The following is a 23,585-nucleotide window of genomic DNA, read 5'->3' as shown; positions in this document are numbered from 1 at the left end:
TACCTATTGCACTCCCATGGGGAAGGTGAAGCGTGGCTCGACAGGCCAAGCATGAGGAGCTGCGGGCGGCGCTGCTGAGCGAGATCGGTGGCGCTCCCCCGCACGCGCCGCTCCCTACGGAGCGGGAGATCGCCACGCAGCACGGGGTCTCGCGCAACACCGTGCGGCAGGCGCTGGACGCCCTGGAGGCTGCGGGGAGTGTGTACCGGGTGCAGGGCGCGGGGACGTTCGTCGCGCCGCCCGTCGTTTCCAAGTCGCTCACCCTCACCTCGTTCTCCGAGGACATGGCCGAGCGGAACCTCGAACCGGCCTCGCGGCTGCTGGCCGCCGGGACGGTGCGGGCCGGCCGGCAGCTCGCCGAGCGGCTCGGTGTCGCGCCGGACTCCAAGGTCGTCCGCGTCTCCCGGCTGCGGCTCGCCGACGGCTCCCCCATGTGCCTGGAGAACGTCCACTTTCCGGCCGACCGTGTCCCCGGGCTCGTCGAGGAGGACCTGACGGGATCGCTCTACGCACTGCTCAACGAGCGGTACGGGCTGGACATCCGCTCGGCCGACCAGATCATCCGGGCCGTCGACCTCGACGACACGGAGTCGGCCCTGCTCGGCGTCCCGCTGGGCAGTTCGGGGCTGCGGGTGCAGCGGGTCGGTCTGGACCGCCGCGACACCCCCGTCGAGGCGACGACCACGATCTACCGCGCCGACCGCTACGACATCCGTTTCACCGTCCGCAGGGCGCAGTCGTGACGGCCGCTCGGGAGCCGCGCACGCTGCTCGGCGTCGATGTGGGTGGGACGAAGATCGCTGCCGGTCTCGTCTCGGCGGACGGCGCGTTGCTGACCTCGGTCGTCCGGCCCACGCCCGCGGCGCAGGGCCGCGACGCGGTGCTCGACGCCATCGCGGCGGCCGTTCGCGAACTGCCCGGGTGGGAAGGCGCGGAGGGCCTGGGCATTGGTACCGGAGGAGTCATCGACCGGGACCTGGGCGTGGTGCGTTCGGCCAACGCGCTGCTCCCCGGCTGGGCGGGCACCCGTCTGAGCGAGGAGCTCAGCGCCCGCCTCGGGCTGCCGGTGGCCGCCGACAACGACGCGAATGTCTTCGCGCTGGCCGAGCAGACCTACGGCGCCGGCGCGGGCTGCGCGTCCGCGCTGTACGTGAGCGTGGGCACCGGCATCGGCGGCGGGCTGGTCACCGGTGGGCGGCTGCTGCGCGGTGCGCACTGGACGGCGGGCGAGTTCGGCCATATCGCGGTGCCGGAGGCCGCCGGGCGGCCGTGCAACTGTGGCGGGGCGGGGCATCTGGAGGCCGTCGCGTCGGGCCCCGCGATCACCGCGCGGTTCCGCGAACTGGCCGGGGATGAGGACGTGTACGACCTGCGGAAGGTGGCGGCACTGGCGGAGTCGGATACCCCTACTGGCACGGAAGCCGCCCGGGCCGCCCTCGCCGAGGGTGCGGCGGCGTTGGGCCGCGCGCTGGCCGGGCTGGTCAACACCGTGGATCCGCAGCGGGTGGTGATCGGCGGCGGTGTCGCGTCCATCGGCACGCCGTTCTGGCAGCCGCTGACTGAGGCGTTCGCCGCCGAGCTGCTGCCCGGGCCCGCCGGCGTACGGCCCGTGCCCGCCGCGCTCGGGCCCCGTGCCGCGGTGATCGGCGCCGCGGCCCTGCTGCTGGAAACCGGCCCCCGGCAGACCACCACGACGACGTGATGAAGGACGAGGACAGCGCATGACGGAGACCACTGGCCCGAGCCGGACCACGATGCCCGCCGACCGTGTCCGTGCACTGCTCGACGGGCTGCGCGGGCGGCTGGTGGTCTCCTGCCAGGCGCCGCCCGGAGACCCGTTGCGCGCCCCGGAGCACATCGCCGCCATGGCCGCCTCGGTGACCTCGGGCGCGCCGGTGGCGGGGGTACGGGTACAGGGCGTGGACGACATCCGGGCCGTACGGGCAGTGGTCGGGCTGCCGGTCATCGGGCTGTGGAAGGACGGCGCTGAGGGGGTCTACATCACGCCGACCGCGGGGCACGCGCGGGCCGTCGCCGAGGCGGGTGCCGAGATCGTCGCCGTGGACGCGACCGGCCGCCCGCGCCCGGACGGCCGCCCGCTGCGCGAGACGGTCGAGGCGGTGCATGGACTCGGTGCGCTGTTGATGGCCGATGTGTCCACGGTGGAGGAGGGGGTGGCGGCGGCCGCGCTCGGTGCCGATGTGGTCTCCACGACCCTGTCCGGTTACACGCCGTACAGCCGCCAGCAGCCCGGCCCCGACCTGGTGCTGGTCGGCGAGCTGGCCGAGCGCCTGGAGGCGCCCGTCTTCGCCGAGGGGCGGCTGCACACCCCGGAGCAGGCCCGCGCGGCCATCGACGCGGGGGCGTGGGGCGTCGTCGTGGGCGGCGCGATCACCGCCCCGGCGGCCATCGCGACCCGCTTCACCGCCGCCCTGCCGACCGGATGACGCCCCGTCAGCCCTGACCCGCTGTCACTGGTGACGCACCGTCAGGGCAGGTGTGGCAGCAACGAATCCGGCGTAACCGGCAGCGCCCGGACCCGCACCCCCGTCGCGTGGTGCACCGCATTGGTCACAGCCGCCGCCGTGCCCACGATGCCGATCTCGCCGATGCCCTTGGAGCCCATCGGGTTCAGGTGCGGGTCCTCCTCCTCGATCCAGTGGACGTCGATGTCCGGCACGTCGGCGCAGACCGGCACGTGGTACATCGCCAGATCGCGTTCCGCGTAGTCGCCGAACTCGCGGTCCATCGTGCTGTTTTCCGTCAGGGCCATGCCGAGTCCCATCGTCATGCCGCCGAGGAACTGCGAGCGGGCGGTGCGCGGGTTCAGGATGCGGCCCGCGGCGAAGACGCCGAGGAGCCGCCGTACCCGGGTCTCGCCCGTCGCGGTGTCCACCTGTACCTCGGCGAACTGGGCGCCGTACGCGTGCCGCGCGTACTCCTTGCCGCCCTTGCTCTCCTCGGTGGTGTCGGCGGCGACCGTCAGGCCCGTCGCCGGTACTTCGCTGTGCTCCTCCAGCGCGCGCCGCAGTCCGTCGCACGCCTTGTGCACCGCCGAGCCCCACGAGGAGGTGCCGGAAGAGCCGCCCGCCACCGGGGCCTCGGGCAGTTCGCTGCAGCCCACGCGGATGCGGACCCGGTCCAGTGGCAGCCGGAGCGCGTCGGCGGCGATCTGGGCGAGGACGGTCCGGGCGCCGGTGCCGATGTCGGTGGCGTTCACCCGGACGTCGATCAGCCCATCGGCGCGGGCGTGCGCCTCGGCGTGGCACGGGGCGACCATCACCGGGTACGTCGAGGCGGCCACGCCGGTACCGAGCAGCAGCCGGCCGTCGCGGCGCGTCGCGGGGCGCGGGTCTCGGTCCTGCCACCCGAAGCGGCGGGCGCCCTCGCGCAGGCACTCCACGAGGTGGCGGCTGCTGTACGGGCGGCCGGAGTCCGGCTCGCGGTCGGGCTCGTTGCGTACGCGCAGTTCGATGGGGTCCAGGCCGCAGGCGAGGGCGAGTTCGTCCATGGCCGCTTCGAGGGCGTACATGCCGGGGCACTCGCCGGGCGCGCGCATCCAGGAGGGGGTGGGCACGTCGAGCCGGGCGACCCGGTGGGTGGTGCGGCTGGCCGGCGAGACGTACATCGTCCGGCTGGGCGCCGCGGCCTGCTCGACGAACTCCTGGACCGTGGAGGACTGGGTGGTGATCTCGTGCGCGAGGGCCTGGATGCGGCCGTCGCGGTCGGCTCCGATGCGGAGGTGCTGGATCGTCGGGGCGCGGTGGCCGGTGACGGCGGGCATCTGCTGGCGCGCGAAGGCGAGGGTGACCGGGCGGCCCGTGACACGCGCTGCCATGGCGGCGAGTACCGCGTGCGGGCGCGGCGTGCCCTTGGAGCCGAAGCCGCCGCCGACGTGCTCGCTCGTGACGAGCACCTGGTCAGGGCCGAGTGCGAAGAGCTGGGCCAGCATCTGCTGGACGGTCGAGGAGCCCTGGCTGGAGTCGTGCAGGCAGAGCTTCCGCTCGCCCTCCCACCAGGCCGTGGCGGCGTGCGGCTCCATGGGGTGGTTGTGCAGCGGCGGGGTTTCGTAGACGGCGTCGTGCTGTACGGGGGCCTCGGCGTAGGCCGCCTCGAAGTCGCCGCGCAGGCGGTCGGCGGGGTGGCCGCCGTTGGCGGTCTCGGGCGCGTAGATGCCCGGGTGTTCGGCGGTGAGGAGGACGTCGTGCGGCTCGGAGGTGTAGTCCAGGCGTACCGCGGTCGCGGCGGCGCGGGCCGCTTCCAGGGAGGTGGCGACCGCGAGCGCGACGATCTGGCCGCGGTGTGCGACGTGCGGGGACTGCAGGACGGCGAGAGTGGGGTCGTCGCCTTCGGCGAGCCGGGGCGCGTTCTCGTGGGTGAGCACGGTGACGACGGCGGGGTCGGCGAGCGCGGTAGCGGTGTCGACGGCGGTGATCTCGCCGCGGGCGATCGTGGCGGGCACCGCCCAGGCGTACAGGCCGTCGGGGCGTGCGTGGTCGGCGGCGTACCGCGCCGTGCCGGTCACCTTCTCGCGGCTCTCCAGCCGTGCGGTGTCCGCGCCCAGGGTCCGGGGCAAGGTCGTCATCGCGCACCCTCCGCGTGCGTGCCCGCGAGGTCCGTCAGCAGTGCGACGGCCAGCCGGCGGGCCAGGGGGATCTTGTAGCCGTTGTCGCGCAGCGGCTCGGCGGCCGCCAGTTCCTCGTCCACGGCCCGGCCGAAGGACTCCTCGGTGGCGGGCCGGCCGAGCAGCGCGGCCTCGGCGGCGCGGGCGCGCCACGGCTTGGCCGCGAGCGCGCCGAACGCGAGCCGTACGTGCTCGACGTTGCCGTCGCTCACCTTCAGGTCGGCGGCGGCCGAGGCGAGCGCGAAGGCGTACGAGGCGCGTTCCCGGGCCTTGCGGTACGCCGAGCGGGCGCCGGGCACCGGTGGCGGCAGTTCCACGGCGGTGATCAGTTCACCGTGCCGCAGGACGGTGTCCTGGTCGGGGGTGTCGCCCGGCAGCCGGTGCAGTTCGGCCACCGGCAGCGTCCGCTCGCCGTCCGCTGAGACGCAGTGCACCTGCGCGTCGAGGGCCGTCAGGGCGACCGCCATGTCCGAGGGGTGGGTGGCCACGCAGTGCTGGGAGGCGCCGAGGACCGCGAGGTCGCGGTGGATGCCGCTGCGTGCGGGGCAGCCGGAGCCGGGTCGCCGCTTGTTGCAGGGCTTGCCGATGTCCTGGAAGTACGTGCAGCGGGTGCGCTGCAGCAGGTTGCCGCCGATCGTGGCGAGGTTGCGCAGCTGGGGCGAGGCGCCGGCGAGCAGGGCCTGGGAGAGCGCCGGGTAGCGGGTGCGGACGGCGGTGTGCACGGCGAGGGTGCTGTTGCGCACGGTGGCGCCCACCCGCAGTCCCCCGCCGTCGGTCTCGGTGATGTCGTCGAACGGCAGCCGGCTGACGTCGACCAGCATCTCGGGCACCTCGACCCCGAGCTTCATGAGGTCCACGAGGTTGGTGCCGCCGCCGAGGAAGGCCGCGCGGGGTGCGCGGGAGAGCAGGTCGACGGCGGTCGCGGGGTCGGTGGCCGTCTCGTAGCGGAAGGGTTTCACCGGGCCGCCTCCTGCACCGCGTCGATGATGTTCACGTACGCGCCGCAGCGGCAGATGTTGCCGCTCATCCGCTCCCGTACCTCGCCGCCGGTCAGCTCCACCGGGCCGTCCGGCGCGCCGTCGGGCGTCACCGCGCTGGGCCAGCCGGCCTGGGCCTCGGCGATCGCCCCGACGCCGGAGCAGATCTGGCCGGGCGTGCAGAAGCCGCATTGGAAGCCGTCGTGCGCGATGAACGCCTCCTGGAGCGGATGGAGCGCGTCTCCTTCGGCCAGGCCCTCGACGGTCGTCACGTGCGCGCCCTCGGTGGCCACCGCGAGCACCAGGCAGGAGTTGACGCGGTGGCCGTCCAGCAGGACCGTGCAAGCCCCGCACTGGCCGTGATCGCAGCCCTTCTTGGCGCCGGTCAGCCGTACGTCCTCGCGGAGCAGGTCGAGCAGCGTGGTGCGGTTGTCGACGACTTGCGCCCGGCGTTCGCCGTTGATGTGCAGGGTGAGCGCGGTGGTGGTGTCCGCGTCGCCCGTACCCTCCGTGCTTCTCATGGAGTCAGGGGTGCCCCTGAAGGCGAGCGGTGAAAACGGACCGGGCCGCTCCGCACCTCGTCCGGGCCAATGCCCGCCGCTCGGGCCACCCCGATGCGGGCCGCTCAGGCCACCCCGATGCGGGCCGCGGCGGCGTCCCAGGCGGCCCGGTCGCCGCCCGGCTCGTAACGGCGCAGCGGCTGGGTCGCGGCGACCAGCCGACGCATCGCGGCGCGGTCGGGGACGAGTCCGTGGGCGCGGGCCTGGACGAGGACGTTGCCGAGCGCCGTGGCCTCGGCGGGGCCTGCGACGACGGGCAGTCCGGTGGCATCGGCGGTCAGCCGGCAGAGCAGCTCGTTGCGGCTGCCGCCGCCGACCAGGTGGACGGTGCGGATCTCCCGCCCGGCGAGCGCGGCGGCCTGCCGCAGGGTGCGCCGGTGGGCCAGGGCCAGGCTCTCCAGGATGCAGCGGACGACGGCGCCCCGGCTCTCCGGGGCGCGCTGTCCGGTGCGGCGGCAGAAGCTCCGTATCCGTGCGGGCATGTCGCCCGGCGGCAGGAACTCGGGCGCGTCCGGGTCGACGAGCGCGCCGAACGGCTCCTCCCGCGCGGCCTCGGCGAGCAGGTCGGGCAGCGCGGCGGGCGAGCCCTGCGCCGCCCAGGTGCGGCGGCACTCCTCCAGCAGCCACATGCCCATGATGTTGCGCAGATAGCGCACCGTCCCGTCGATGCCGCGCTCGTTGGTGAAGTTGGCGGCCCGGGACTCCTCGGTGAGGACCGGCGCGTCCAGCTCCAGCCCGGCCAGCGACCAGGTGCCGCAGGAGATGTACGCGAAGCCGGGCTCCGTGGCCGGCACGGCGGCGACCGCGGAGGCGGTGTCGTGGGAGGCGACGGTGGTCACCGGGGTCGCCGCGGCCAGTCCGGTGTACTCGGCGACGTGCGGCAGCAGCGGCCCGGCCGGCTCGCCCGGTCGGCGCAGCGGCGGCAGCAGGCCCGGGTCGATGCCCAGCCGGTCGAGCAGCGCGGCGGACCAGTCGCCGGTACGGGCGTCGAGCAGCCCGGTGGTGGAGGCGTTGGTCTCCTCCGCGCCGACCGTGCCGGTCAGCCAGTGCACGAGCAGGTCCGGGATCAGCAGCAGGGTGCGCGCGGCGGCGAGCTGCGCGCTGCCGCGGGCCGCTTCGAGCTGGTACACGGTGTTGAACGGCAGGTGCTGCAGCCCGGTGACCGCGTGCAGCTCCTCGGGCCCGGCCATGGCCCACACCCGCTCAGCGGCGCCCTCCGTACGCCCGTCCCGGTAGTGGTACGGCTGGCCGAGCAGCGCGCCGTCGGCGTCCAGCAGCCCGTAGTCCACCGCCCAGGTGTCGACCCCGACGGACGCCACGCCGCCGGCGTGGGCGGCCGCGCGCAGCCCGTCCAGTACGCCCTGGTGGAGCGCGAGCACGTCCCAGTGCAGCCCGTCGGGCAGCCGTACCGGGGTGTTGGGAAACCGGTGCGCCTCGGTGAGGCCGAGGCTGTCCGGGCCGACCCGGCCGAGGATCACGCGCCCGCTGGTGGCGCCGAGATCCACGGCGGCGAAGGAGAGTGTGCCGGTCACGTCGCCTCCGCGTCAGCGCAGGAACGCGGCGGCCACGCCCGCGTCGACGGGGACGTGCAGCCCGGTGGTGTGCGTGAGATCGCCGCCGGTGAGCGCGAACACCGCGTTCGCGACGTGTTCCGGCAGCACCTCGCGCTTGAGCAGCGTCCGCTGGGCGTAGAACTCGCCGAGCTTCTCCTCCTCGATGCCGTACGTCGCCGCGCGCTGCGCGCCCCAGCCGCCCGCGAAGATGCCGGAGCCGCGCACCACTCCGTCGGGGTTGACCCCGTTGACGCGGATGCCGTGCCCGCCCAGCTCGGCGGCGAGCAGCCGGACCTGGTGCGCCTGGTCGGCCTTGGTGGCGGAGTACGCGATGTTGTTCGGCCCGGCGAAGACGGCGTTCTTGGAGGCGATGTAGACGATGTCGCCGCCCATCTCCTGCTGCGTCATGACGCGGGCGGCCTCACGGGAGACGAGGAAGGAGCCGCGGGCCATGATGTCGTGCTGCAGGTCCCAGTCCTTGGCGGTGGTCTCCAGCAGCGGCTTGGAGATCGAGATACCGGCGTTGTTGACGACCAGATCGACACCGCCGAAGGCGAGCGCGGCGGCCTGGAAAGCGGCGGCTATCTGCCCTTCATCGGTGACATCGACCGGCACCGCGACGGCCTTGTCGGCGCCGCCCAGCTCCTCGGCCACCGCGGCCGCGCTCTCCGTGTTGAGATCGGCGACCACGACGCACGCGCCCTCGGCGGCCAGCCGGTGCGCGATGGCCTTCCCGATGCCCGAGCCAGCGCCGGTGACCAGCGCGACCCGGGTGGCCAGCGGCTTGGGCGCCGGCATCCGCTGGAGCTTGGCCTCCTCCAGCGCCCAGTACTCGATCCGGAACTTCTCCGCCTCCGCGATCGGCGCATACGTCGACACCGCCTCGGCGCCACGCATCACATTGATCGCGTTGAGGTAGAACTCCCCCGCCACCCGCGCGGTCTGCTTGTCCTTGCCGTAGCTGAACATGCCGACGCCGGGCACGAGCACGATCGCCGGGTCGGCGCCGCGCATCGGCGGGGAGTCCGGCCCGGCGTGCCGCTCGTAGTAGGCGCGGTACTCGCTCCGGTACTTCTCGTGCAGCTCCTTCAGGCGCGCGATCGTCTCGTCCAGGGACGCGGTCGGCGGCAGGTCGAGGACGAGCGGACGGACCTTGGTACGCAGGAAGTGGTCGGGGCAGGAGGTGCCGAGCGCGGCGAGCCGAGGGTGCTCGGCGCGGGCGAGGAAGTCGAGCACCGGCTCGGTGTCGGTGAAGTGACCGACCTGCGCCTTGTCCGTCGAGGCGAGCCCCCGGAGCACGGGCGCGAGCGCCGCGGCCCGCTCCCGGCGCACATCCTCGGACAGTGCCTCGTACCCCTCGACGACCGGCCCAAAAGGCTCCGCCTTGCCCTGCTCGACAAGAAACGTCTCCGCGGTACGAATCATCCACAGGGCGTTGCGCTCGCACTCCTCGGAGGTGGCGCCCCACGCGGTGATGCCGTGGCCGCCAAGGATGACGCCGACCGCCTGCGGGTTGGCTTCCTTGATGGCGGCGATGTCCAGGCCGAGCTGGAAGCCGGGGCGCCGCCACGGCACCCAGGCGACCTTGTCGCCGAAGCACGCGGCGGTCAGCTTCTCGCCGTCGGCGGCGCAGGCCAGCGCGATACCGGAGTCCGGGTGCAGATGGTCGACGTGTGCCGCGTCCACCAGACCGTGCATCGCGGTGTCGATCGACGGCGCGGCACCGCCCTTGCCGTGCAGGCAGTAGTCGAACGCGGCGACCATCTCGTCCTCGCGCTCCACGCCCGGATACACCTCGGTCAGCGCCCGCAGCCGGTCCAGCCGGAGCACGGCCAGCCCGGCTTCGGTGAGCGTACCGAGGTCGCCCCCGGAACCCTTGACCCACATGAGTTCGGTGGGCCGCCCGGTGACGGGGTCGGTGGCGGTGCCCTTGGCGGAGGCGTTGCCACCGGCGTAGTTGGTGTTACGGGGGTCGGAGCCGAGCCGGTGGGAGCGGTCGAGGAGGGCGGCGACTTCGGGGTGGGTGGCCATGAGTATTGAGTCCTTCGCGTTGAGATGGGGAGGTGAGACGGCGCCCCTTCAGGGGCGCGGGGAACTGCGCGACCAGCCACATACGGTCCGCAGCCGCCAATAAACAGGTCCGGGCAGACGCCTAGGCACCCCAACCGGCCTGCTCGCCGCCAACACGCTCGGCGGCGATCCGCTCCTGCCAGCCGGAGGCGCCATACGCCGCGACCGGGTCCGGGTGCAGCCCCATCTCCTCCCGCACCTCCGCGAGCAACGGCCGGACGTCGGTGGCATAGGCGTCCATCAGGGCGCCATTCGCCGCCAGCACATCCCCGCCGCGCTGCGCGGCATGCAGCGCCTCGCCATCCACCAGCAGCGCCTTCGCCGTAGCCTCCTGCACGTTCATGACAGACCGAATGACCGCCGGGATCTTCGCCTCGATGTTGTGGCACTGGTCGAGCATGAAGTTGACGCCGTTCGCGGCCTCCAGCCCACCATTCTTGATGACTTCGTGCATGATCCGGAACAGCTGGAACGGATCGGCCGCGCCCACCATCAGGTCGTCGTCCGCGTAGAACCGGGAGTTGAAGTCGAACGCGCCGAGCTTGTTCTCGCGGAGCAGGAACGCGACGATGAACTCGATGTTGGTGCCCGGCGCGTGGTGCCCGGTGTCGACGACGACCTTCGCCTTCGGGCCGAGCTTCAGGCAGTGCGCGTACGAGGTGCCCCAGTCCGGCACGTCCGTGGTGTAGAAGGCCGGCTCGAAGAACTTGTACTCCAGCAGCATCCGCTGGTCGTCCCCGAGCCGCCCGTACACCTCGGCCAGCGCCTCGGCCAGCCGGTCCTGGCGAGCGGCGATGTCGTCCTGGCCCGGGTAGTTGGTGCCGTCGGCGAACCACAGCTTCAGGTCCCGGGACCCGGTCGCGTCCATGATGTCGACGCAGGCGAGGAGGTGATCGGTGGCCTTGCGGCGGACGGCCGGGTCGGGGTGGGTGACGGACCCGAGCTTGTAGTCCTCGTCCTGGAAGGTGTTGGAGTTGATGGCGCCGAGCGTCAGGCCGCGCTCCGCCGCGTACTCGGCGAGCTTCCCGTAGTCCTCGACGGTGTCCCACGGAATGTGCAGCGAGACCACCGGCGCCACCCCGGTGAACTCGTGCACCTTCGCCGCGTCGTCCAGCTTCTCGTACGGGTCGCGGGGGACGCCGGGCTGCGCGAACACCTTGAAGCGGGTGCCGGAGTTTCCGTAACCCCAGGACGGTGTCTCGATCACCTGGGCCTTCAGGGCGGCCTTCACGGCGGACGGGGCGGGCGTGCTCGGCATCATTCACCTCGGCGGTCTGGCGCGGCGACACTTGTTTTTGAATCGTTTCAGCGATCGCTAAGCTAAGTCGCGACGAGCTGAACCGTCAAGGGGTGTGCGTAATTTACGGACAGACGCAGCAGAGCGCCCGACAGGCATGCGGCCCGCCGGGCGTCCGAGGCAAAAAACGATTCACGGCTGCTGGCGGGCCTGCCTGCCAGCAGCCCGCGCCGCGTCCGTCTCACTGGTCTGCCGCGCCGTGCTCAGCTTGCCGCCGGAGTTCTCCAGGTGCGCCCGGATGAACCACTGGAACAGCTCCAGGCTGCGGAGCTGCTCGATGAGCATGTCCTGGGTGATCGGGTCGGGTTCGTCCGTGGCGCGCACCGCCTCGCGGTGGTCCTCGATGATGCCCGTGTACACCACGTCCAGCGCGCCCAGGTGCTCGATCGACTCGGCCCGGCCGATCGCGTAGTCCTCCCAGGTGCGCTCGGCGACCATGACGCCGGGCGTACCGGCGGGCTCGCCGCCCAGCGTCGAGATGCGCTCCGCGGTGGTGTCGATCATGTCGCGTACGGCGTCGACCTGCGGGTCGAGCATTTCGTGTACGGCGATGAAGTGCGGGCCGACCACGTTCCAGTGGACGTGCTTGAGCGTGAGGGCGAGGTCGTTGAGCGCGTGCAGCCGCATCCGCAGCAGCTGGATGACCTCCGAGCCCTCGGAGGTGCTCATGCCCGGAACCGTATAGGTGAGCTGCGAGTCGGCTTTCGAGGCCACGGCACTGTCTCCTTCGACGGTCTTCTGCCGGCCCGGCGGGGGTGCCGGGCGTCCGGGCCCGGCGGACCACCGGGCGTGCGCCACAGGGATACCACTGCCCACAGCGCGGCAAACGCCCACATTTCCAGCGGTGTACGAGCTTCCGCCCGCTATGCCGCCGGCGGTGCGGTCAGGACCCGTCGGGCGGCCCGTCGGACGCCTCCGGCGCGATGAGGGCCAGCCCGGTCTCGGGGTCGATCCGCTTGCGCAGGTGGGCCGGGGTCTCGGTCACGATGACCTCCATCGTCGGGAAGACGACGCACTTCTGGAGGTGGCCGCCGATGACGGAGGAGTCCTTGCGGCCGAGGACGAGGTGCGCGTGCAGCACGGGCTCCCCGTCGTGCGTGGCGATGTCCCCGAGCAGCGACAGCACTTCCATCTGGCCGTCGAAGTGAGTGCTGCGGTAGTCCATGATCTTGGGGTCGAAGTAGCCGAGGGTGGCCTGGCGACAGGCGCCGATCGCGGTCAGTCCCGCGCCGCTGATGCCCTGCTCGCGCGCGAAGGCGGTGATCCGGGCGGCCGCCTCGTCACCCTTGTCCATGACCAGTGCGAAGGTGCGCAGCCCGGATTCCTCGTACAGCAGCCTGGTCTTCATCGCGCTCCGGCCTCCGCTCGTCGTTGGTGCGCGGCACGTGTGCCGTGCGCCTGCCCCACGGCACCCGCCGCCGAACCCGGGGGCCGGCGGCGGGTGTGGTGCGGTACGGCGACCGGTCAGTTGCGGTGGTTGTTGTGCTTCCAGTGGTGGTGGTGACGGCCGTGGCCGTCGTTCACGCAGGTGGCGGAGGCGGGGTTCAGCAGCGCGATGATATTGATGCTGTTGCCGCACACGTTGACCGGAACGTGCACCGGCACCTGAATGACGTTGCCCGAGAGCACACCCGGGCTGCCGTGGGCCGAGCCTTCCGCTTCGGCGTCGGCAACGGCGGTGGCGGCGCCGCCGAGGACCGTCGCGGCGGCCAGGGCGGTCGCCACGAGGGCGGTACGGATGGACATGTTTTCTCCCATGCGGAGGTGGCTTGTTCACTGGGAGAATCACCGACCGCGCCCCGTTCACCACGTGGCCGAAACCGGGACCGCCTGATTGCAGTAGTACATAAGACCGTACGGAGCATCGGCGTCAGCCGATCAGCCCTGGCCCGCGGGGATGGCCAGGTACTTGATCTCCAGGAACTCCTCGATGCCGGCCCGGCCGCCCTCGCGGCCCAGCCCGGACTGCTTGATGCCGCCGAAGGGCGCGGCCGGGTTGGACACCAGCCCGGTGTTGACGCCGACCATGCCGGTCTCCAGGCGCTCGCCGACCCGCAGCGCGCGGTCCAGGTTCTCCGTGAAGAGATAGCCGACCAGTCCCCATTCCGTGTCGTTGGCGGCGGCGACCGCCTCGTCCTCGTCGTCAAAGGTGAGGATCGCGGCGACCGGGCCGAAGATCTCGGTGGACATCAGCGCGGAGTCCGGGCGCACGTCCGTGAGGACGGTGGGCGGGTAGAAATAGCCCGCGCCGTCCGGTGCCTCGCCGCCGATCAGGGCCTTGGCCCCGCGCTGTACGGCGTCCTGGACGAGGTCGGCGGCCTTGTTCCGGCCCGCCGCGTCGATCAGCGGACCGACGTCGGTGCCGTCCTGCGTGCCGGGGCCGACGGTGAGGGCGCCCATCCGCTCGGCGAGCCGGGTGGCGAAGGCGTCGGCGACGGAGCGGTGCACGAAGAAGCGGTTGGCGGCGGTGCACGCCTCGCCCATGTTCCGCATCTTGGCGACCATCGCGCCGTCCACCGCCTTGTCCAGGTCGGCGTCGGCGAAGACGAGGAAGGGCGCGTTCCCACCCAGCTCCATGGAGGTCCGTACAACGGTGTCCGCGCACTGGGCCAGGAGGATGCGGCCGACCTGGGTGGAGCCGGTGAAGGACAGCTTGCGTACGTCGCCGCTGCGCAGCAGGGGCTCCACGACACCGGCCGCGTCCGTGGAGGTGACGACGTTGAGAACGCCGGGCGGCAGGCCCGCCTCGGTCATGATGGCGGCCAGTGCCAGGCTGGAGAGCGGGGTCTGCGGGGCCGGCTTGAGGACCATCGTGCAGCCGGCGGCGACCGCCGGGCCGATCTTGCGGGTGCCCATCGCGAGCGGGAAGTTCCACGGGGTGATGAGCAGACAGGGGCCGACGGGCTGGCGCATCACCAGGACGCGGTTGGCGCCGTCGGGCGTCCGCGACATGCCGCCGTCGATGCGCACGGCCTCCTCGGAGAACCAGCGGAAGAACTCCGCCGCGTAGCCGACCTCGCCGCGCGCCTCGGCCAGCGGCTTGCCCATCTCCAGGGTCATCAGGAGGGCGAGGTCCTCCTTGCGTTCGATGATCAGCTCGTAGGCGCGGCGCAGGATCTCGCTGCGGGCGCGCGGCGCCGTGGCCGCCCAGTCCGGCTGCGCGGCGACCGCGGCGTCCAGGGCGCGCCGGCCGTCCTCGGCCGCGGCGTCGGCGACCTGGCACAGCTCGCGCCCGGTGGCGGGGTCGTCCACGGGCAGCGTGCGGCCACCGGCCGAGTCCTGCCACCGGCCGTCGATGAAGAGCTGCTTGGGGACGGCGTCGATGACGCGGATGCCGGAGCGCGGTGCGTCCGGGGAGCCCGACGGCTGGGTGCTGGTGGTCGTGGTCATGAGCGGTGCCTCCCGGCGGGTCGGTACGCGGAGCGGGCGGGTGTACGGGCGGCCGGTCCCCCGGGCGGGGGACCGGCCGGTCCGGCGGCGGGCGGGGCTCAGCGGTCGGCGCAGCCCGCCTGGACGGCGGCGGACCAGGCCCGCAGCCCCTCGTCGATCTGCTGCTCGGTGACGATCAGCGGCGGGATCAGCCGGACGACGTTGCCCCAGGGGCCGCACGTGAGGAGCAGCAGCCCTTCCTCGACGGCGGCCTGCTGGACGCGCCCCGCGGTCTTCGGGTCGGGTTCCCCGTCCTCGGTGGTGAATTCGTTCGCCAGCATCAGGCCGAGTCCCCGTACGTCGCCGATGGCGGGATGCTTGGCGGCGACGTCCTCCAGGCCGGAGCGCAACCGGGCGCCCATCGTGGCGGCGTTGCCGACCAGCCCCTCGTTCTCGACCACGTCGAGGGTGGCGAGGGCCGCGGCACAGGCGACCGCGTTGCCGCCGTACGTGCCGCCCTGCGAGCCGGGCCGGGCCTTGGCCATCAGTTCGTCGGACGCGGCGATGCCGGACAGCGGGAAGCCGCTGGCCAGGCCCTTGGCGGTGATGACGATGTCGGGCCGGACGCCGAAGTGGTCATGGCCCCAGAAGCGGCCGGTGCGCCCGACGCCGGTCTGCACCTCGTCCAGGATCAGCAGGATGCCGTGCCGGTCGGCGCGCTCCCGCAGGCCCTGCAGATAGGCGCTGTTGGCGGGGACGTAGCCGCCCTCGCCGAGCACCGGCTCCACCATGATCGCGGCGGTGTCGTCGGGGTCGGTGACGGTCTGCAGGAGGTGGTCGAACTCGCGCAGCGCGAAGCGGGTGGTGGCCTCCTCGTCCCAGCCGTAGTGCCGGCCGTAGTAGTACGCGTTCGGGAAGGGCGCGACGTGCACGCCGCTCATCAGCGGGCCGAAGCCCGTGCGGACCTTCGTACCGGAGGTGGTGAGGGAGGCGGCGGCGACCGTGCGGCCGTGGAAGCCGCCCTGGCAGACGACGATGTTGGGCCGCCCCGTGGCCTGCCGGGCGAGCCGCATCGCGGCCTCCACGGCCTCGCTCCCGGAGTTGGCGAAGAAGAGGCTGTCCAGCCCTTGGGGCAGTACGTCACCGAGCCGTGCGACCAGCTTCTGCAGCGGCTGGTGCATCACGGTCGTGTACTGGCCGTGGATCAGGGTGGCCACCTGTTCCTGGGCGGCGGCGACCACGCGCGGGTGGCAGTGGCCCGTGCTGGTGACGCCGATGCCGGCGGTGAAGTCCAGATAGCGGCGGCCGTCCGTACCGAAGAGGTGGACGCCCTCGCCGCGCTCGGCGACGACGGGTGTGGCCTGGCGCAGATGCTCGGAAAGGTGGCTCATACGACAGCTCTCTCCCACGGCGTTGAAGCGGTGCGGATGGATGGTGGAGTCTGTGCCCGGACCCTGGCGGGATCAACCACAGGCTCCTACTCACCTTGTGGGAGAGGAGTGGGGAGGGTCAACGACCAACGTGTTCGCGCTGCGTTGTCGGGATCGCCCACGTAGACCCACTACGAGGACGACCCTCCGCCTTGCGATCGCACGCACCAGACGCCGCGGGCCCCGCCCTCCGGGCGAACGACGGGACTTTGCGGACACGACCTAGCCCCGGTCGCCGCGCAGGGAGGCCGAGATGTCCTCCAGGCTGCGGCCCTTGGTCTCGGGCAGCTTGCGGTAGAGGTAGCCGGCGCCGAGGAGGCCGAAGAGCGCGTAGATCCAGAACAGGCCGGTCGGGGTGAGCGCCTGGATGGTGGTCAGCACGGTGAGCGAGATGGCGAAGTCCAGGCCCCAGTGCGTGACGTTGCCGAAGGAGGACGCCTTGCCGCGCGCGGCGGTGGGGAAGATCTCGCTGTTGATGAGCCAGATCGCCAGGCCCAGGCTGGGTGCGAAGGCGCCGATGTACAGGCAGAGCCCGGCGACCAGCAGGCCGCTGTGCGCGGGCTGTCCGTCGCCGACGAGGTAGAGCGCGCCGAGCAGGACGAGGGCGAGGACGACGACGCCGGTGCCGCCGAGCAGCAGCGGGCGGCGGCCGACCTTGTCGACGAGGAGCAGCGCGATGCCGGTGAGGACCATGTTGACCAGGCCGATGCCGAGCGAGGAGAGGATCGCGGCGGAGCTGGCGAAGCCGGCCTGCTGGAGCATGGTGGGCGCGTAGTAGATCACCGCGTTGACGCCGACGAGCTGGTTGGTCGCGGCGACCACCACGCCGAGGATCACCGCGGGGCGCATGGCGGGGCGCAGCAGGTCGCGGTAGCCGATCTTCGACTCCTGGGCCGCCAGCGTCTCGATCTCGCGGACCTCGTGCTCGGCCTCCTCCGCGGTACGGGTGCGGCGCAGGACCGCGCGGGCCTCCTCGGGGCGGCCGTGGGTGAGCAGCCAGCGCGGGCTCTCGGAGAGCCGGAAGACGCCGGCGAGCATGAGCAGGGACGGTACGGCGCCGATGCCGAGCATCCAGCGCCAGCCCTGCTCGACGTCGTCGAAGGCGTAGCCGACGAGGTAGGAGACGAAGATGCCGACGGTGATCATCAGCTGGTTGAGCGAGACCAGCTTGCCGCGGCTCTCCTTCGGCGCGATCTCGGCGATGTAGGCGGGCACGGCGAGCGAGGCGGTGCCGATGGCGAGGCCGAGGACGAAGCGGGCGGCGATCAGTACGGCGGCGTCCGGCGCGACGGCGCAGCCCAGGGCGCCGACGGTGAAGATGGCGGCGGCGGTGAGCAGCGTGCGGCGGCGGCCGACCGCGTCGGTGACCGCGCCGCTGATCAGCACGCCGAAGATCGCGCCGAGCAGCAGGGACGCCACGGTGACCTGCTGCATGCCGGCGCTGAGGTGGAATTCGGGCGTGATGTGGAGCAGGGCCGAGGAGATGATCCCGGTGTCGTAGCCGAAGAGGAAGCCGCCGAGCGCGGCGACGGCGGATGCGCCGATGACCGCGGCACGTCCGCGCTGGCGCGGCGGTGCGCCCGATTCGGGTGGCAGGACGGTGTCGGTGCGGGCCAAGGCAGCTCTCCTTCAGGTGGGCTGACGCGGGGTCAGCTGGTACCGGTTGCGCTCCGCCGTGCCCCGGTCCGGTCGTCCGACGGACCGGGGCGGGCGGTGCTCCCGCCGCCTGGCGTCCGTCGGCTGGACGGGCGGCGGGAGCCGGTGCCGCGTCGCACGGCAGCCGGGAGGAGGGCGGCCACGGATGCCTCGGCACGCGACGCTGGGTGCCGGGGCGTCCGGTCGGGATGCGACCGCCCGGTACGGCATCGTGACCGCTCGAGCGATTTCGCGCAAGCGTTTGCGCAAGCGCTTTTCTCGGCGGCCGCCTCACGTACGATCGCGGGGACAGGCAGCTCGCGGAGGAGGCACGCATGGCGACCATGGCCGACGTGGCACGTCGGGCCGGGGTCTCGGTCTCGACCGTGTCCCATGTGATCAACGGGACCCGGTTCGTGAAGGAGGAGACCCGCGACCAGGTCCACGCCGCCATGCGCGAGAGCGGCTACATCCCGAACACCATCGCCCGCTCGCTGGTGACCTCCAGCACCAAGACCCTCGGCCTCGCGGTTTCGGCGGTCACCAATTTCCACTTCGCGGACATGGTCTCGGCGATCGACGCCACCGCCCGCGCCGCCGGCTACACGCTGCTGATCGCCGACACCCACGACGACCCCGCCGAAGAGCTGCGGGTCGTACAGAATCTCCACCAGCGCCGCGTCGACGGACTGCTGCTGGCCACCGCGGCCGGCGCCCGCGGCGCCGCGCTGCGGTATCTCACCGACACCGGCCTGCCCACCGTCCTGATCGACCGCTGCGCCTCCCCCGCCTTCGACCAGATCGGCACGGCGAACGTGGAGTCCACGGCCCGCCTCGTCGACCACCTCGCCGACCTCGGCCACACCCGGATCGGCATGGTCGCCGGGCGACGCGGCATCCGCACCAGCTCGGAGCGGGTGCGCGGCTGGCAGCGCGGCATGAAGCGGCAGGGCCTGGACCCGGCCACGGAGCTGGTGGTGCCCGGGCACAGCCACGCGTACATGGCGCAGCAGGTCACCGAGCGGCTGCTGCGCGGCAAGGACGCGCCGACCGCGCTGGTGGTGGGCAACAACCACATGACGCTCGGCGTGCTGCGGGCGCTCTCCCGGCTGGGCCTGAAGGCGCCGCAGGACATCGCGCTGAGCGTCTTCGACGACTTCGAGTGGGCCGATCTGCTGCAGCCGCAGCTCACCGCCATCGCCCAGCCGGTCGAGGAGATCGGCGCGAAGTCCGTACGGATGCTGATCGACCGGCTCGCGGACCCGGACGGCGCGAAGCGGACCGTGCTGCTGGAGCCGACGCTGGTGCACCGGACGTCGTGCGGGTGCCCCGCGGAGCCGGTGCGCTGAGCGCACCTCTGGACATTCCCGAGCACGGCCTTCTACAGTCTGCGGCGGTCGCCATGTCGGCGGCGGCCACACAACGCACCACCCCAGCCGTCCGGTTCGTCGGGAGCCGTGGACGCGCGGGACTCATCCGCCGTTTCCCTGCCCCGCACGCAGGCCAGTTGGCCGCGCTGCCCTACCGGAGGCACTCGCATGCCCGACACCCCGCACCGCCACCCCGCCCGCCGCACCGTTCTCGCCGGTGCGCTCGCGCTCGCCGGCACCGGCGCGCTGAGCGCCTGGTCCACCGCCCCGGCGACGGCGGCCGCGCTCCGCGCGTACGACGAGCAGTACCGCCCGCAGGTGCACTTCTCCCCCGCCAAGAACTGGATGAACGACCCCAACGGGCTCATTCACCACAACGGCACGTACCACCTCTTCTTCCAGTACAACCCCTCCGGCGCCACCTGGGGCAACATGTCCTGGGGCCATGCCACCAGCCCCGACCTCGTGCACTGGGAGGAGCAGCCGGTCGCCATCCCGCACGACGACGAGGAGATGGTGTTCTCCGGCAGCGCCGTCTTCGACCGCGACAACACCAGCGGCCTGGGCGCCGCGGCCAATCCCCCGCTCGTCGCGATCTACACCAGCATGGTCAAGGCGACCGGCAGACAGCGCCAGTCGCTCGCCTACAGCATCGACGACGGCGCGACCTGGACGCGGTACGCGGGCAACCCCGTGCTGGACATCGGCTCGGACAACTTCCGTGACCCCAAGGTCTTCTGGCACGAGCCGACCGCCCGCTGGGTGATGGTCATCGCGCTCTCCGCCGAGCACCGCATCAGCGTCTACACCTCGCCCGACCTCAAGTCCTGGACGCACCGCAGCGACTTCGGGCCGAGCGCGGCGACCGGCGGCGTGTGGGAGTGCCCGGACCTCTTCGAGCTGCCCGTGGCCGGCGCCCCGGGACGCCGTATGTGGGTGCTGATCGTCAACCTCAACCCCGGTGGCCCGGCGGGCGGTTCGGGCGGGCAGTACTTCACCGGTGACTTCGACGGCACCCGCTTCACCGCCGACCCGCACGACGCGCCGCGCTGGCTGGACCACGGCGCCGACGCGTACGCGGGCGTGACGTACAACGACGCGCCGGACGGCCGCCGCATCCTGGTCACCTGGATGAACAACTGGCTGTACGGCGAGAAAGTCCCCACCAGTCCGTGGCGCAGCGCGAACGGCTTCCCGCGCGAACTGGGCCTGCGGGCCACGCCGGACGGCGGCGCCGCGCTCGTCCAGCAGCCGGTCGCCGAGCTGGCCACGCTACGCCGCACCCCGGCGCTGCGGATCGCCGGCCGCCGGGTCCGGGCGGGCGCCACCCGGCTGCTGCGGGATGCAGGCCAGACGTACGAGATCGAGGCCGTGCTCCGGCCGGACGGGGCGCGGCGGTGCGGCCTGGAGGTGCGGACCGGGGGCGGGCACCGGACACGGATCGGCTACGACTCCGGCGGCGAGCTGTACGTGGACCGCACGGCCTCCGGCGACGTCGGCTTCGCCGCGGAGTTCCCCGCCGTGCACCGCGCCCCGCTCGCGCTCACCGACGGCGTGCTGCGGCTGCGGCTGATCGTGGACCGCTCGTCGGTGGAGGTGTACACGGGCGACGGCACGGTGTGTCTGACCGACCAGATCTTCCCCGGCCCGGACGCCACGGGCCTGGGCACCTTCGCCGAGGAGGGCGGGATGCACGTCGAGCGGCTCACGGTGTGGCCGCTGCGGTCCGCCTGGTAGGTCAGCCGCGCTGAAGAGCCGGACACCGGCGCGTACCGGCCGGTACGCGCCGGTGTCCGGACGTCGGTGGCCACCCCGCCCGCGAGTTGTAGGGTCGGGAGCCCTGCCCGCCCGCATCACAGCAGGTGGCAGCGGAGTGGACGCCGACGGAGAGGGAGGGTGCCGTGATCGGCATCGCGGACATCGAGGCAGTGGCCGACCGGATCGCCGAGTACGTCGTGCGGACTCCGACGGTGTCCAGTCCCGGCCTCACCGCGCTGCTCGGCGCGCCCGTCACCGCCAAGCTGGAACTGCTGCAGCGGACCGGCTCCTTCAAGGCGCGCGGGGCGACGGCCAAGCTGCTGTCGCTGAGCGAGGCGGACCGGGCCGCGGGCGTGGTGGCGGTGAGCGGCGGCAATCACGGGATCGGGCTGGCCGTGATGGCCGGGGCGCTGGGATTGAAGGCGACCGTGGTGATGCCGCGGTCGGCGCCCGCGCGTGCCGTCGGCATCGCCGAGGCGGCCGGCGCTTCGGTGCAGCTCACCGAGGACATGGAGGGCGCGTTCAAGCTGGTGACGGAGCTGGAGGCGGACGGTCTGACGCTGGTGCACCCCTTCGACGACCCGGTGGTGGTCGCCGCCCAGGGCACCGTCGGCCTGGAGCTCGCGGAGGACGCGGGCGAGCTGACGGACGTACTGGTCAGCATCGGGGGCGGCGGACTGATCTCGGGCGTCGCGGCGGCGCTGCGCGCGCGCCGCCCCGGCGTACGCGTCTGGGGCGTGGAGACCGAAGGGGCACAGGCCATGTCCGAGGCGCTCGCCGCGGGCGGCCCGGTGCCCGTCGAGCTGTCCTCGATCGTGTCCACGCTGAGCGCCCCGGCCGCCTCGCAGCTCACGTACGACCATGTCGCGGAGCTGGTGCACGAGGTGCTGGTGGTGCCGGACCGGGAGGCGGTACGGGGCGTCCTGGACCTCGCGGAGCATGCGAAGGTCTGGGCCGAGCCGGCCGCCGGCGCTCTGCTGCCGGCGGCCCGTCAGGTGATCGAGCGGGCCGGGGACGAGGCCCGGATCGGGCTGGTGCTGTGCGGCGGGAACGCCGCGACCGGGGACGTCATGCGCTGGGCCGGGGAGTTCGGCCTCTTGGACTGACGCCACCAGCGCGTTGTGACTTCACCGCCTCACGGCTGCAGCAGCGTCTTGACCATGCCGTCCCGCTTGGCCTGGAACGTGGCGTACGCGTCCGGGCCCTCCTCCAGCGGGAGCCGGTGGGTGGCGAAGTCCTCGACGCCGAGGACGTCCGCGTCGTCGAGGAGCGGCAGGATCTCGTCCACCCAGCGGCGGACGTTCGCCTGCCCCATCCGGATCTGGAGCTGCTTGTCGAACATGGTCAGCATCGGCAGCGGGTCGACGTTGCCGCCGTAGACCCCGGAGATGGAGAGGGTGCCGCCCCGGCGGACCGCGTCGATCGCGGTGTTCAGGGCGGCGAGCGGGTCCACTCCGGCGCGTTCGGTGATCTTCTCGGCCACCGCGCTCGGCAGCAGCCCGACGGCCTGCTGGGCGAGTTTCGCACCGGGCGTGCCGTGCGCCTCCATGCCGACCGCCTCGATGACGGCGTCGGTGCCCCGGCCGTCGGTGAGCCGGCGGATCTCGTCGGCGGTGTGCTTGCCGAACTCGTTGAGGTCCAGGGTGTGCACGCCACGGTCCCGCGCCCGCGCGAGGCGGTCCGGTACCAGGTCCACGCCGATGACTCTCGACGCGCCGCGGTGCAGCGCGATCCGGCAGGCCATGTCACCGATCGGCCCGAGGCCGAGGACCGTGACGGTGCCGCCGGTCGGGATGTCCGCGTACTCCACCGCCTGCCACGCGGTGGGCAGCACGTCGGAGAGGTAGACGAAGCGGTCGTCCGGCGGCCCGTGCGGGACCTTGATCGGCAGCTGGTCGGCGAAGGGGACGCGCAGGAACTCGGCCTGCCCGCCCGGCACTTGGCCGTACAGCTTGGTGTAGCCGAAGAGCGAGCCACCCTTGCCGCGCTCGCGGTTCTGGGTGGTCTCGCACTGCGACTGCAGGCCCTGGGAGCACATCCAGCAGGTGCCGCAGGAGACGTTGAAGGGCACGACGACCCGGTCCCCCGGCCTGAGTGTGGTGACCTCGGGGCCGATCTCCTCGACGACGCCCATCGGTTCGTGGCCGAGGATGTCACCGGGCTCCAGGAAGGGGCCGAGTACTTCGTACAGATGCAGGTCCGAACCGCAGATGCCGGTGGAGGTGATCTTCACCAGCACATCGGTCGGATCCTGGATCTTCGGGTCGGGGACGGTGTCGATCCGTACGTCCCGCTTCCCGTGCCAGGTGAGGGCGCGCATCGCTGCCTCCTGCTCGGAAAGAGCTGTGTCAGGAGTGGGGGACGCTCAGGACTGGTGGTCCTGAGCGGTGAATTCCTTGACCAGCGCGCCGTTGAAGGCGCTCAGGTCGTCCGGCTTGCGGCTGGTGATCAGTGTGTTCGGGCCTCCGGTGCAGACCTTGACCTGCTCGTCGACCCAGGTGCCGCCCGCGTTGCGGATATCGGTCCGCAGGCTGGGCCAGGAGGTCAGGGTGCGGCCGCGCAGCACGTCCGCCTCGACCAGCGTCCAGGGCGCGTGGCAGATGGCGGCGACCGGCTTGCCCGCGTCGAAGAAGCCCTTGACGAAGGCGACCGCCTGCTCGTCCATGCGCAGGAAGTCGGGGTTGGCGACGCCGCCGGGCAGCACGAGGCCGCCGTAGTCCTCGATCCGCGCGTCGGCGACGGCGGAGTCCACTTCGAAGGTGTCCGCCTTGTCGAGGTGGTTGAACGCCTGGATCCGCCCGGACTTGGTGGAGACCAGCCGCGGGGTGTGCCCGGCGTCCTTCACGGCCTGCCACGGCTCCGTCAGCTCGACCTGCTCGACGCCTTCGGGGGCCACCAGGAATGCGACCTGCATTGCGCTCACGTCCTCACGGAATGATCGG

20 protein-coding genes are annotated in these 23,585 nt (G+C 72.6%); 6 read left to right on the top strand and 14 right to left on the bottom strand.

Going from position 1 to position 23,585, the window contains the following annotated elements; translation table 11 throughout:
* Positions 1–32 precede the first annotated feature (32 nt).
* From IF04_RS0113045 to IF04_RS0113035, 3 genes are read left to right on the top strand one after another with little or no spacing between them, the layout of a single operon-like run.
* On the top strand, positions 33–743 hold the full coding sequence (locus IF04_RS0113045) for a GntR family transcriptional regulator (RefSeq protein ID WP_030255221.1): 711 nt from the start codon (positions 33–35) through the stop codon (positions 741–743).
* Positions 740–1,702, top strand: a complete 963-nt coding sequence (locus tag IF04_RS0113040) for an ROK family protein (protein WP_063829475.1) — start codon at positions 740–742, stop codon at positions 1,700–1,702. Before IF04_RS0113045 ends, IF04_RS0113040 begins: the two co-directional genes overlap by 4 nt.
* Before the next feature lie 19 nt (positions 1,703–1,721).
* Positions 1,722–2,447 carry an N-acetylmannosamine-6-phosphate 2-epimerase gene (locus tag IF04_RS0113035; protein ID WP_078600249.1) on the top strand — a complete coding sequence of 242 codons (726 nt, stop codon included), beginning with the start codon at positions 1,722–1,724 and terminating at the stop codon, positions 2,445–2,447.
* Positions 2,448–2,488: 41 nt separating this feature from the next.
* Here the strand turns inward: IF04_RS0113035 and IF04_RS0113030 are convergent, their stop codons facing one another.
* The 12 genes from IF04_RS0113030 to IF04_RS0112975 form a co-directional block, all read right to left on the bottom strand.
* On the bottom strand, positions 2,489–4,585 hold the full coding sequence (locus IF04_RS0113030) for a xanthine dehydrogenase family protein molybdopterin-binding subunit (RefSeq protein ID WP_030255212.1): 2,097 nt from the start codon (positions 4,583–4,585) through the stop codon (positions 2,489–2,491).
* Positions 4,582–5,583, bottom strand: a complete 1,002-nt coding sequence (locus tag IF04_RS0113025; RefSeq protein ID WP_030255209.1) for an FAD binding domain-containing protein — start codon at positions 5,581–5,583, stop codon at positions 4,582–4,584. Before IF04_RS0113025 ends, IF04_RS0113030 begins: the two co-directional genes overlap by 4 nt.
* Entirely contained in the window at positions 5,580–6,122 is a 543-nt protein-coding gene (locus IF04_RS39275) for a 2Fe-2S iron-sulfur cluster-binding protein (RefSeq protein WP_030255206.1), read from the bottom strand. The genes IF04_RS0113025 and IF04_RS39275 overlap by 4 nt, the downstream gene beginning before the upstream one ends.
* A 104-nt stretch (positions 6,123–6,226) precedes the next feature.
* Positions 6,227–7,693, bottom strand: a complete 1,467-nt coding sequence (locus IF04_RS0113015) for a rhamnulokinase (RefSeq protein WP_030255204.1) — start codon at positions 7,691–7,693, stop codon at positions 6,227–6,229.
* A 12-nt stretch (positions 7,694–7,705) separates the two neighbouring features.
* Positions 7,706–9,745, bottom strand: a complete 2,040-nt coding sequence (locus IF04_RS0113010; protein WP_030255200.1) for a bifunctional rhamnulose-1-phosphate aldolase/short-chain dehydrogenase — start codon at positions 9,743–9,745, stop codon at positions 7,706–7,708.
* Positions 9,746–9,866: 121 nt separating this feature from the next.
* Complete coding sequence (rhaI, locus tag IF04_RS0113005; RefSeq protein ID WP_030255198.1) at positions 9,867–11,042, bottom strand: L-rhamnose isomerase; 1,176 nt, start codon at positions 11,040–11,042, stop codon at positions 9,867–9,869.
* Between the two features lie 171 nt (positions 11,043–11,213).
* A complete protein-coding gene (locus IF04_RS0113000) occupies positions 11,214–11,750 on the bottom strand; it encodes a Dps family protein (protein ID WP_051831244.1) in 537 nt (178 codons plus the stop codon).
* A 214-nt stretch (positions 11,751–11,964) separates the two neighbouring features.
* The gene (locus IF04_RS0112995; RefSeq protein ID WP_030255190.1) at positions 11,965–12,429 is read right to left on the bottom strand and encodes a PPC domain-containing DNA-binding protein; all 465 of its coding nucleotides are present in this window, start codon (positions 12,427–12,429) and stop codon (positions 11,965–11,967) included.
* A 116-nt stretch (positions 12,430–12,545) separates the two neighbouring features.
* On the bottom strand, positions 12,546–12,827 hold the full coding sequence (locus IF04_RS0112990; RefSeq protein WP_037959262.1) for a chaplin: 282 nt from the start codon (positions 12,825–12,827) through the stop codon (positions 12,546–12,548).
* 132 nt (positions 12,828–12,959) lie between these two features.
* A complete protein-coding gene (locus tag IF04_RS0112985) occupies positions 12,960–14,471 on the bottom strand; it encodes an NAD-dependent succinate-semialdehyde dehydrogenase (protein WP_078600247.1) in 1,512 nt (503 codons plus the stop codon).
* A 98-nt stretch (positions 14,472–14,569) separates the two neighbouring features.
* Positions 14,570–15,841, bottom strand: a complete 1,272-nt coding sequence (locus IF04_RS0112980) for an aspartate aminotransferase family protein (RefSeq protein ID WP_030255180.1) — start codon at positions 15,839–15,841, stop codon at positions 14,570–14,572.
* Positions 15,842–16,102: 261 nt separating this feature from the next.
* Positions 16,103–17,497 carry a sugar porter family MFS transporter gene (locus IF04_RS0112975; RefSeq protein WP_211259798.1) on the bottom strand — a complete coding sequence of 465 codons (1,395 nt, stop codon included), beginning with the start codon at positions 17,495–17,497 and terminating at the stop codon, positions 16,103–16,105.
* 353 nt (positions 17,498–17,850) lie between these two features.
* Here IF04_RS0112975 and IF04_RS0112970 point away from each other — a divergent pair, with 353 nt between their 5' ends.
* From IF04_RS0112970 to IF04_RS0112960, 3 genes are all read left to right on the top strand, one after another.
* Positions 17,851–18,864, top strand: coding sequence for a LacI family DNA-binding transcriptional regulator (locus tag IF04_RS0112970; RefSeq protein ID WP_030255173.1), 1,014 nt, complete (start codon positions 17,851–17,853; stop codon positions 18,862–18,864).
* Positions 18,865–19,053: 189 nt separating this feature from the next.
* The gene (locus tag IF04_RS0112965; protein WP_078600245.1) at positions 19,054–20,622 is read left to right on the top strand and encodes a glycoside hydrolase family 32 protein; all 1,569 of its coding nucleotides are present in this window, start codon (positions 19,054–19,056) and stop codon (positions 20,620–20,622) included.
* A 164-nt stretch (positions 20,623–20,786) separates the two neighbouring features.
* Entirely contained in the window at positions 20,787–21,749 is a 963-nt protein-coding gene (locus IF04_RS0112960; RefSeq protein ID WP_030255166.1) for a pyridoxal-phosphate dependent enzyme, read from the top strand.
* Between the two features lie 29 nt (positions 21,750–21,778).
* Here IF04_RS0112960 and IF04_RS0112955 read toward each other — a convergent pair whose 3' ends face one another.
* Both IF04_RS0112955 and IF04_RS0112950 read right to left on the bottom strand, forming a co-directional pair.
* Positions 21,779–22,963 (bottom strand): zinc-dependent alcohol dehydrogenase, encoded by a 1,185-nt coding sequence (locus IF04_RS0112955; RefSeq protein ID WP_030255162.1) that lies wholly within the window; start codon positions 22,961–22,963, stop codon positions 21,779–21,781.
* Positions 22,964–23,008: 45 nt separating this feature from the next.
* A complete protein-coding gene (locus tag IF04_RS0112950; RefSeq protein WP_030255159.1) occupies positions 23,009–23,557 on the bottom strand; it encodes a type 1 glutamine amidotransferase domain-containing protein in 549 nt (182 codons plus the stop codon).
* Between the last annotated feature and the right edge of the window lie 28 nt (positions 23,558–23,585).

Origin of the sequence: Streptomyces violens, assembly GCF_000717745.1 — a bacterium.
GTDB lineage: Bacteria > Actinomycetota > Actinomycetes > Streptomycetales > Streptomycetaceae > Streptomyces > Streptomyces violens.
The sequence above is the reverse complement of the archived record's forward strand: the minus strand, read 5'-3'. Positions and strand labels throughout refer to the sequence as shown.

What these genes read in the sequence shown, in the direction of transcription:
- IF04_RS0113035 (WP_078600249.1), top strand. Translation starts at nt 1,722, where the DNA reads ATGACGGAGACCACTGGCCCGAGCCGGACCACGATGCCCGCCGACCGT.
- IF04_RS0113030 (WP_030255212.1), bottom strand. Translation starts at nt 4,585, where the DNA reads ATGACGACCTTGCCCCGGACCCTGGGCGCGGACACCGCACGGCTGGAG.
- IF04_RS39275 (WP_030255206.1), bottom strand. Translation starts at nt 6,122, where the DNA reads ATGAGAAGCACGGAGGGTACGGGCGACGCGGACACCACCACCGCGCTC.
- IF04_RS0113010 (WP_030255200.1), bottom strand. Translation starts at nt 9,745, where the DNA reads ATGGCCACCCACCCCGAAGTCGCCGCCCTCCTCGACCGCTCCCACCGG.
- rhaI (WP_030255198.1), bottom strand. Translation starts at nt 11,042, where the DNA reads ATGCCGAGCACGCCCGCCCCGTCCGCCGTGAAGGCCGCCCTGAAGGCC.
- IF04_RS0113000 (WP_051831244.1), bottom strand. Translation starts at nt 11,750, where the DNA reads ATGAGCACCTCCGAGGGCTCGGAGGTCATCCAGCTGCTGCGGATGCGG.
- IF04_RS0112995 (WP_030255190.1), bottom strand. Translation starts at nt 12,429, where the DNA reads ATGAAGACCAGGCTGCTGTACGAGGAATCCGGGCTGCGCACCTTCGCA.
- IF04_RS0112990 (WP_037959262.1), bottom strand. Translation starts at nt 12,827, where the DNA reads ATGTCCATCCGTACCGCCCTCGTGGCGACCGCCCTGGCCGCCGCGACG.
- IF04_RS0112985 (WP_078600247.1), bottom strand. Translation starts at nt 14,471, where the DNA reads ATGACCACGACCACCAGCACCCAGCCGTCGGGCTCCCCGGACGCACCG.
- IF04_RS0112980 (WP_030255180.1), bottom strand. Translation starts at nt 15,841, where the DNA reads ATGAGCCACCTTTCCGAGCATCTGCGCCAGGCCACACCCGTCGTCGCC.
- IF04_RS0112970 (WP_030255173.1), top strand. Translation starts at nt 17,851, where the DNA reads ATGGCGACCATGGCCGACGTGGCACGTCGGGCCGGGGTCTCGGTCTCG.
- IF04_RS0112965 (WP_078600245.1), top strand. Translation starts at nt 19,054, where the DNA reads ATGCCCGACACCCCGCACCGCCACCCCGCCCGCCGCACCGTTCTCGCC.
- IF04_RS0112955 (WP_030255162.1), bottom strand. Translation starts at nt 22,963, where the DNA reads ATGCGCGCCCTCACCTGGCACGGGAAGCGGGACGTACGGATCGACACC.
- IF04_RS0112950 (WP_030255159.1), bottom strand. Translation starts at nt 23,557, where the DNA reads ATGCAGGTCGCATTCCTGGTGGCCCCCGAAGGCGTCGAGCAGGTCGAG.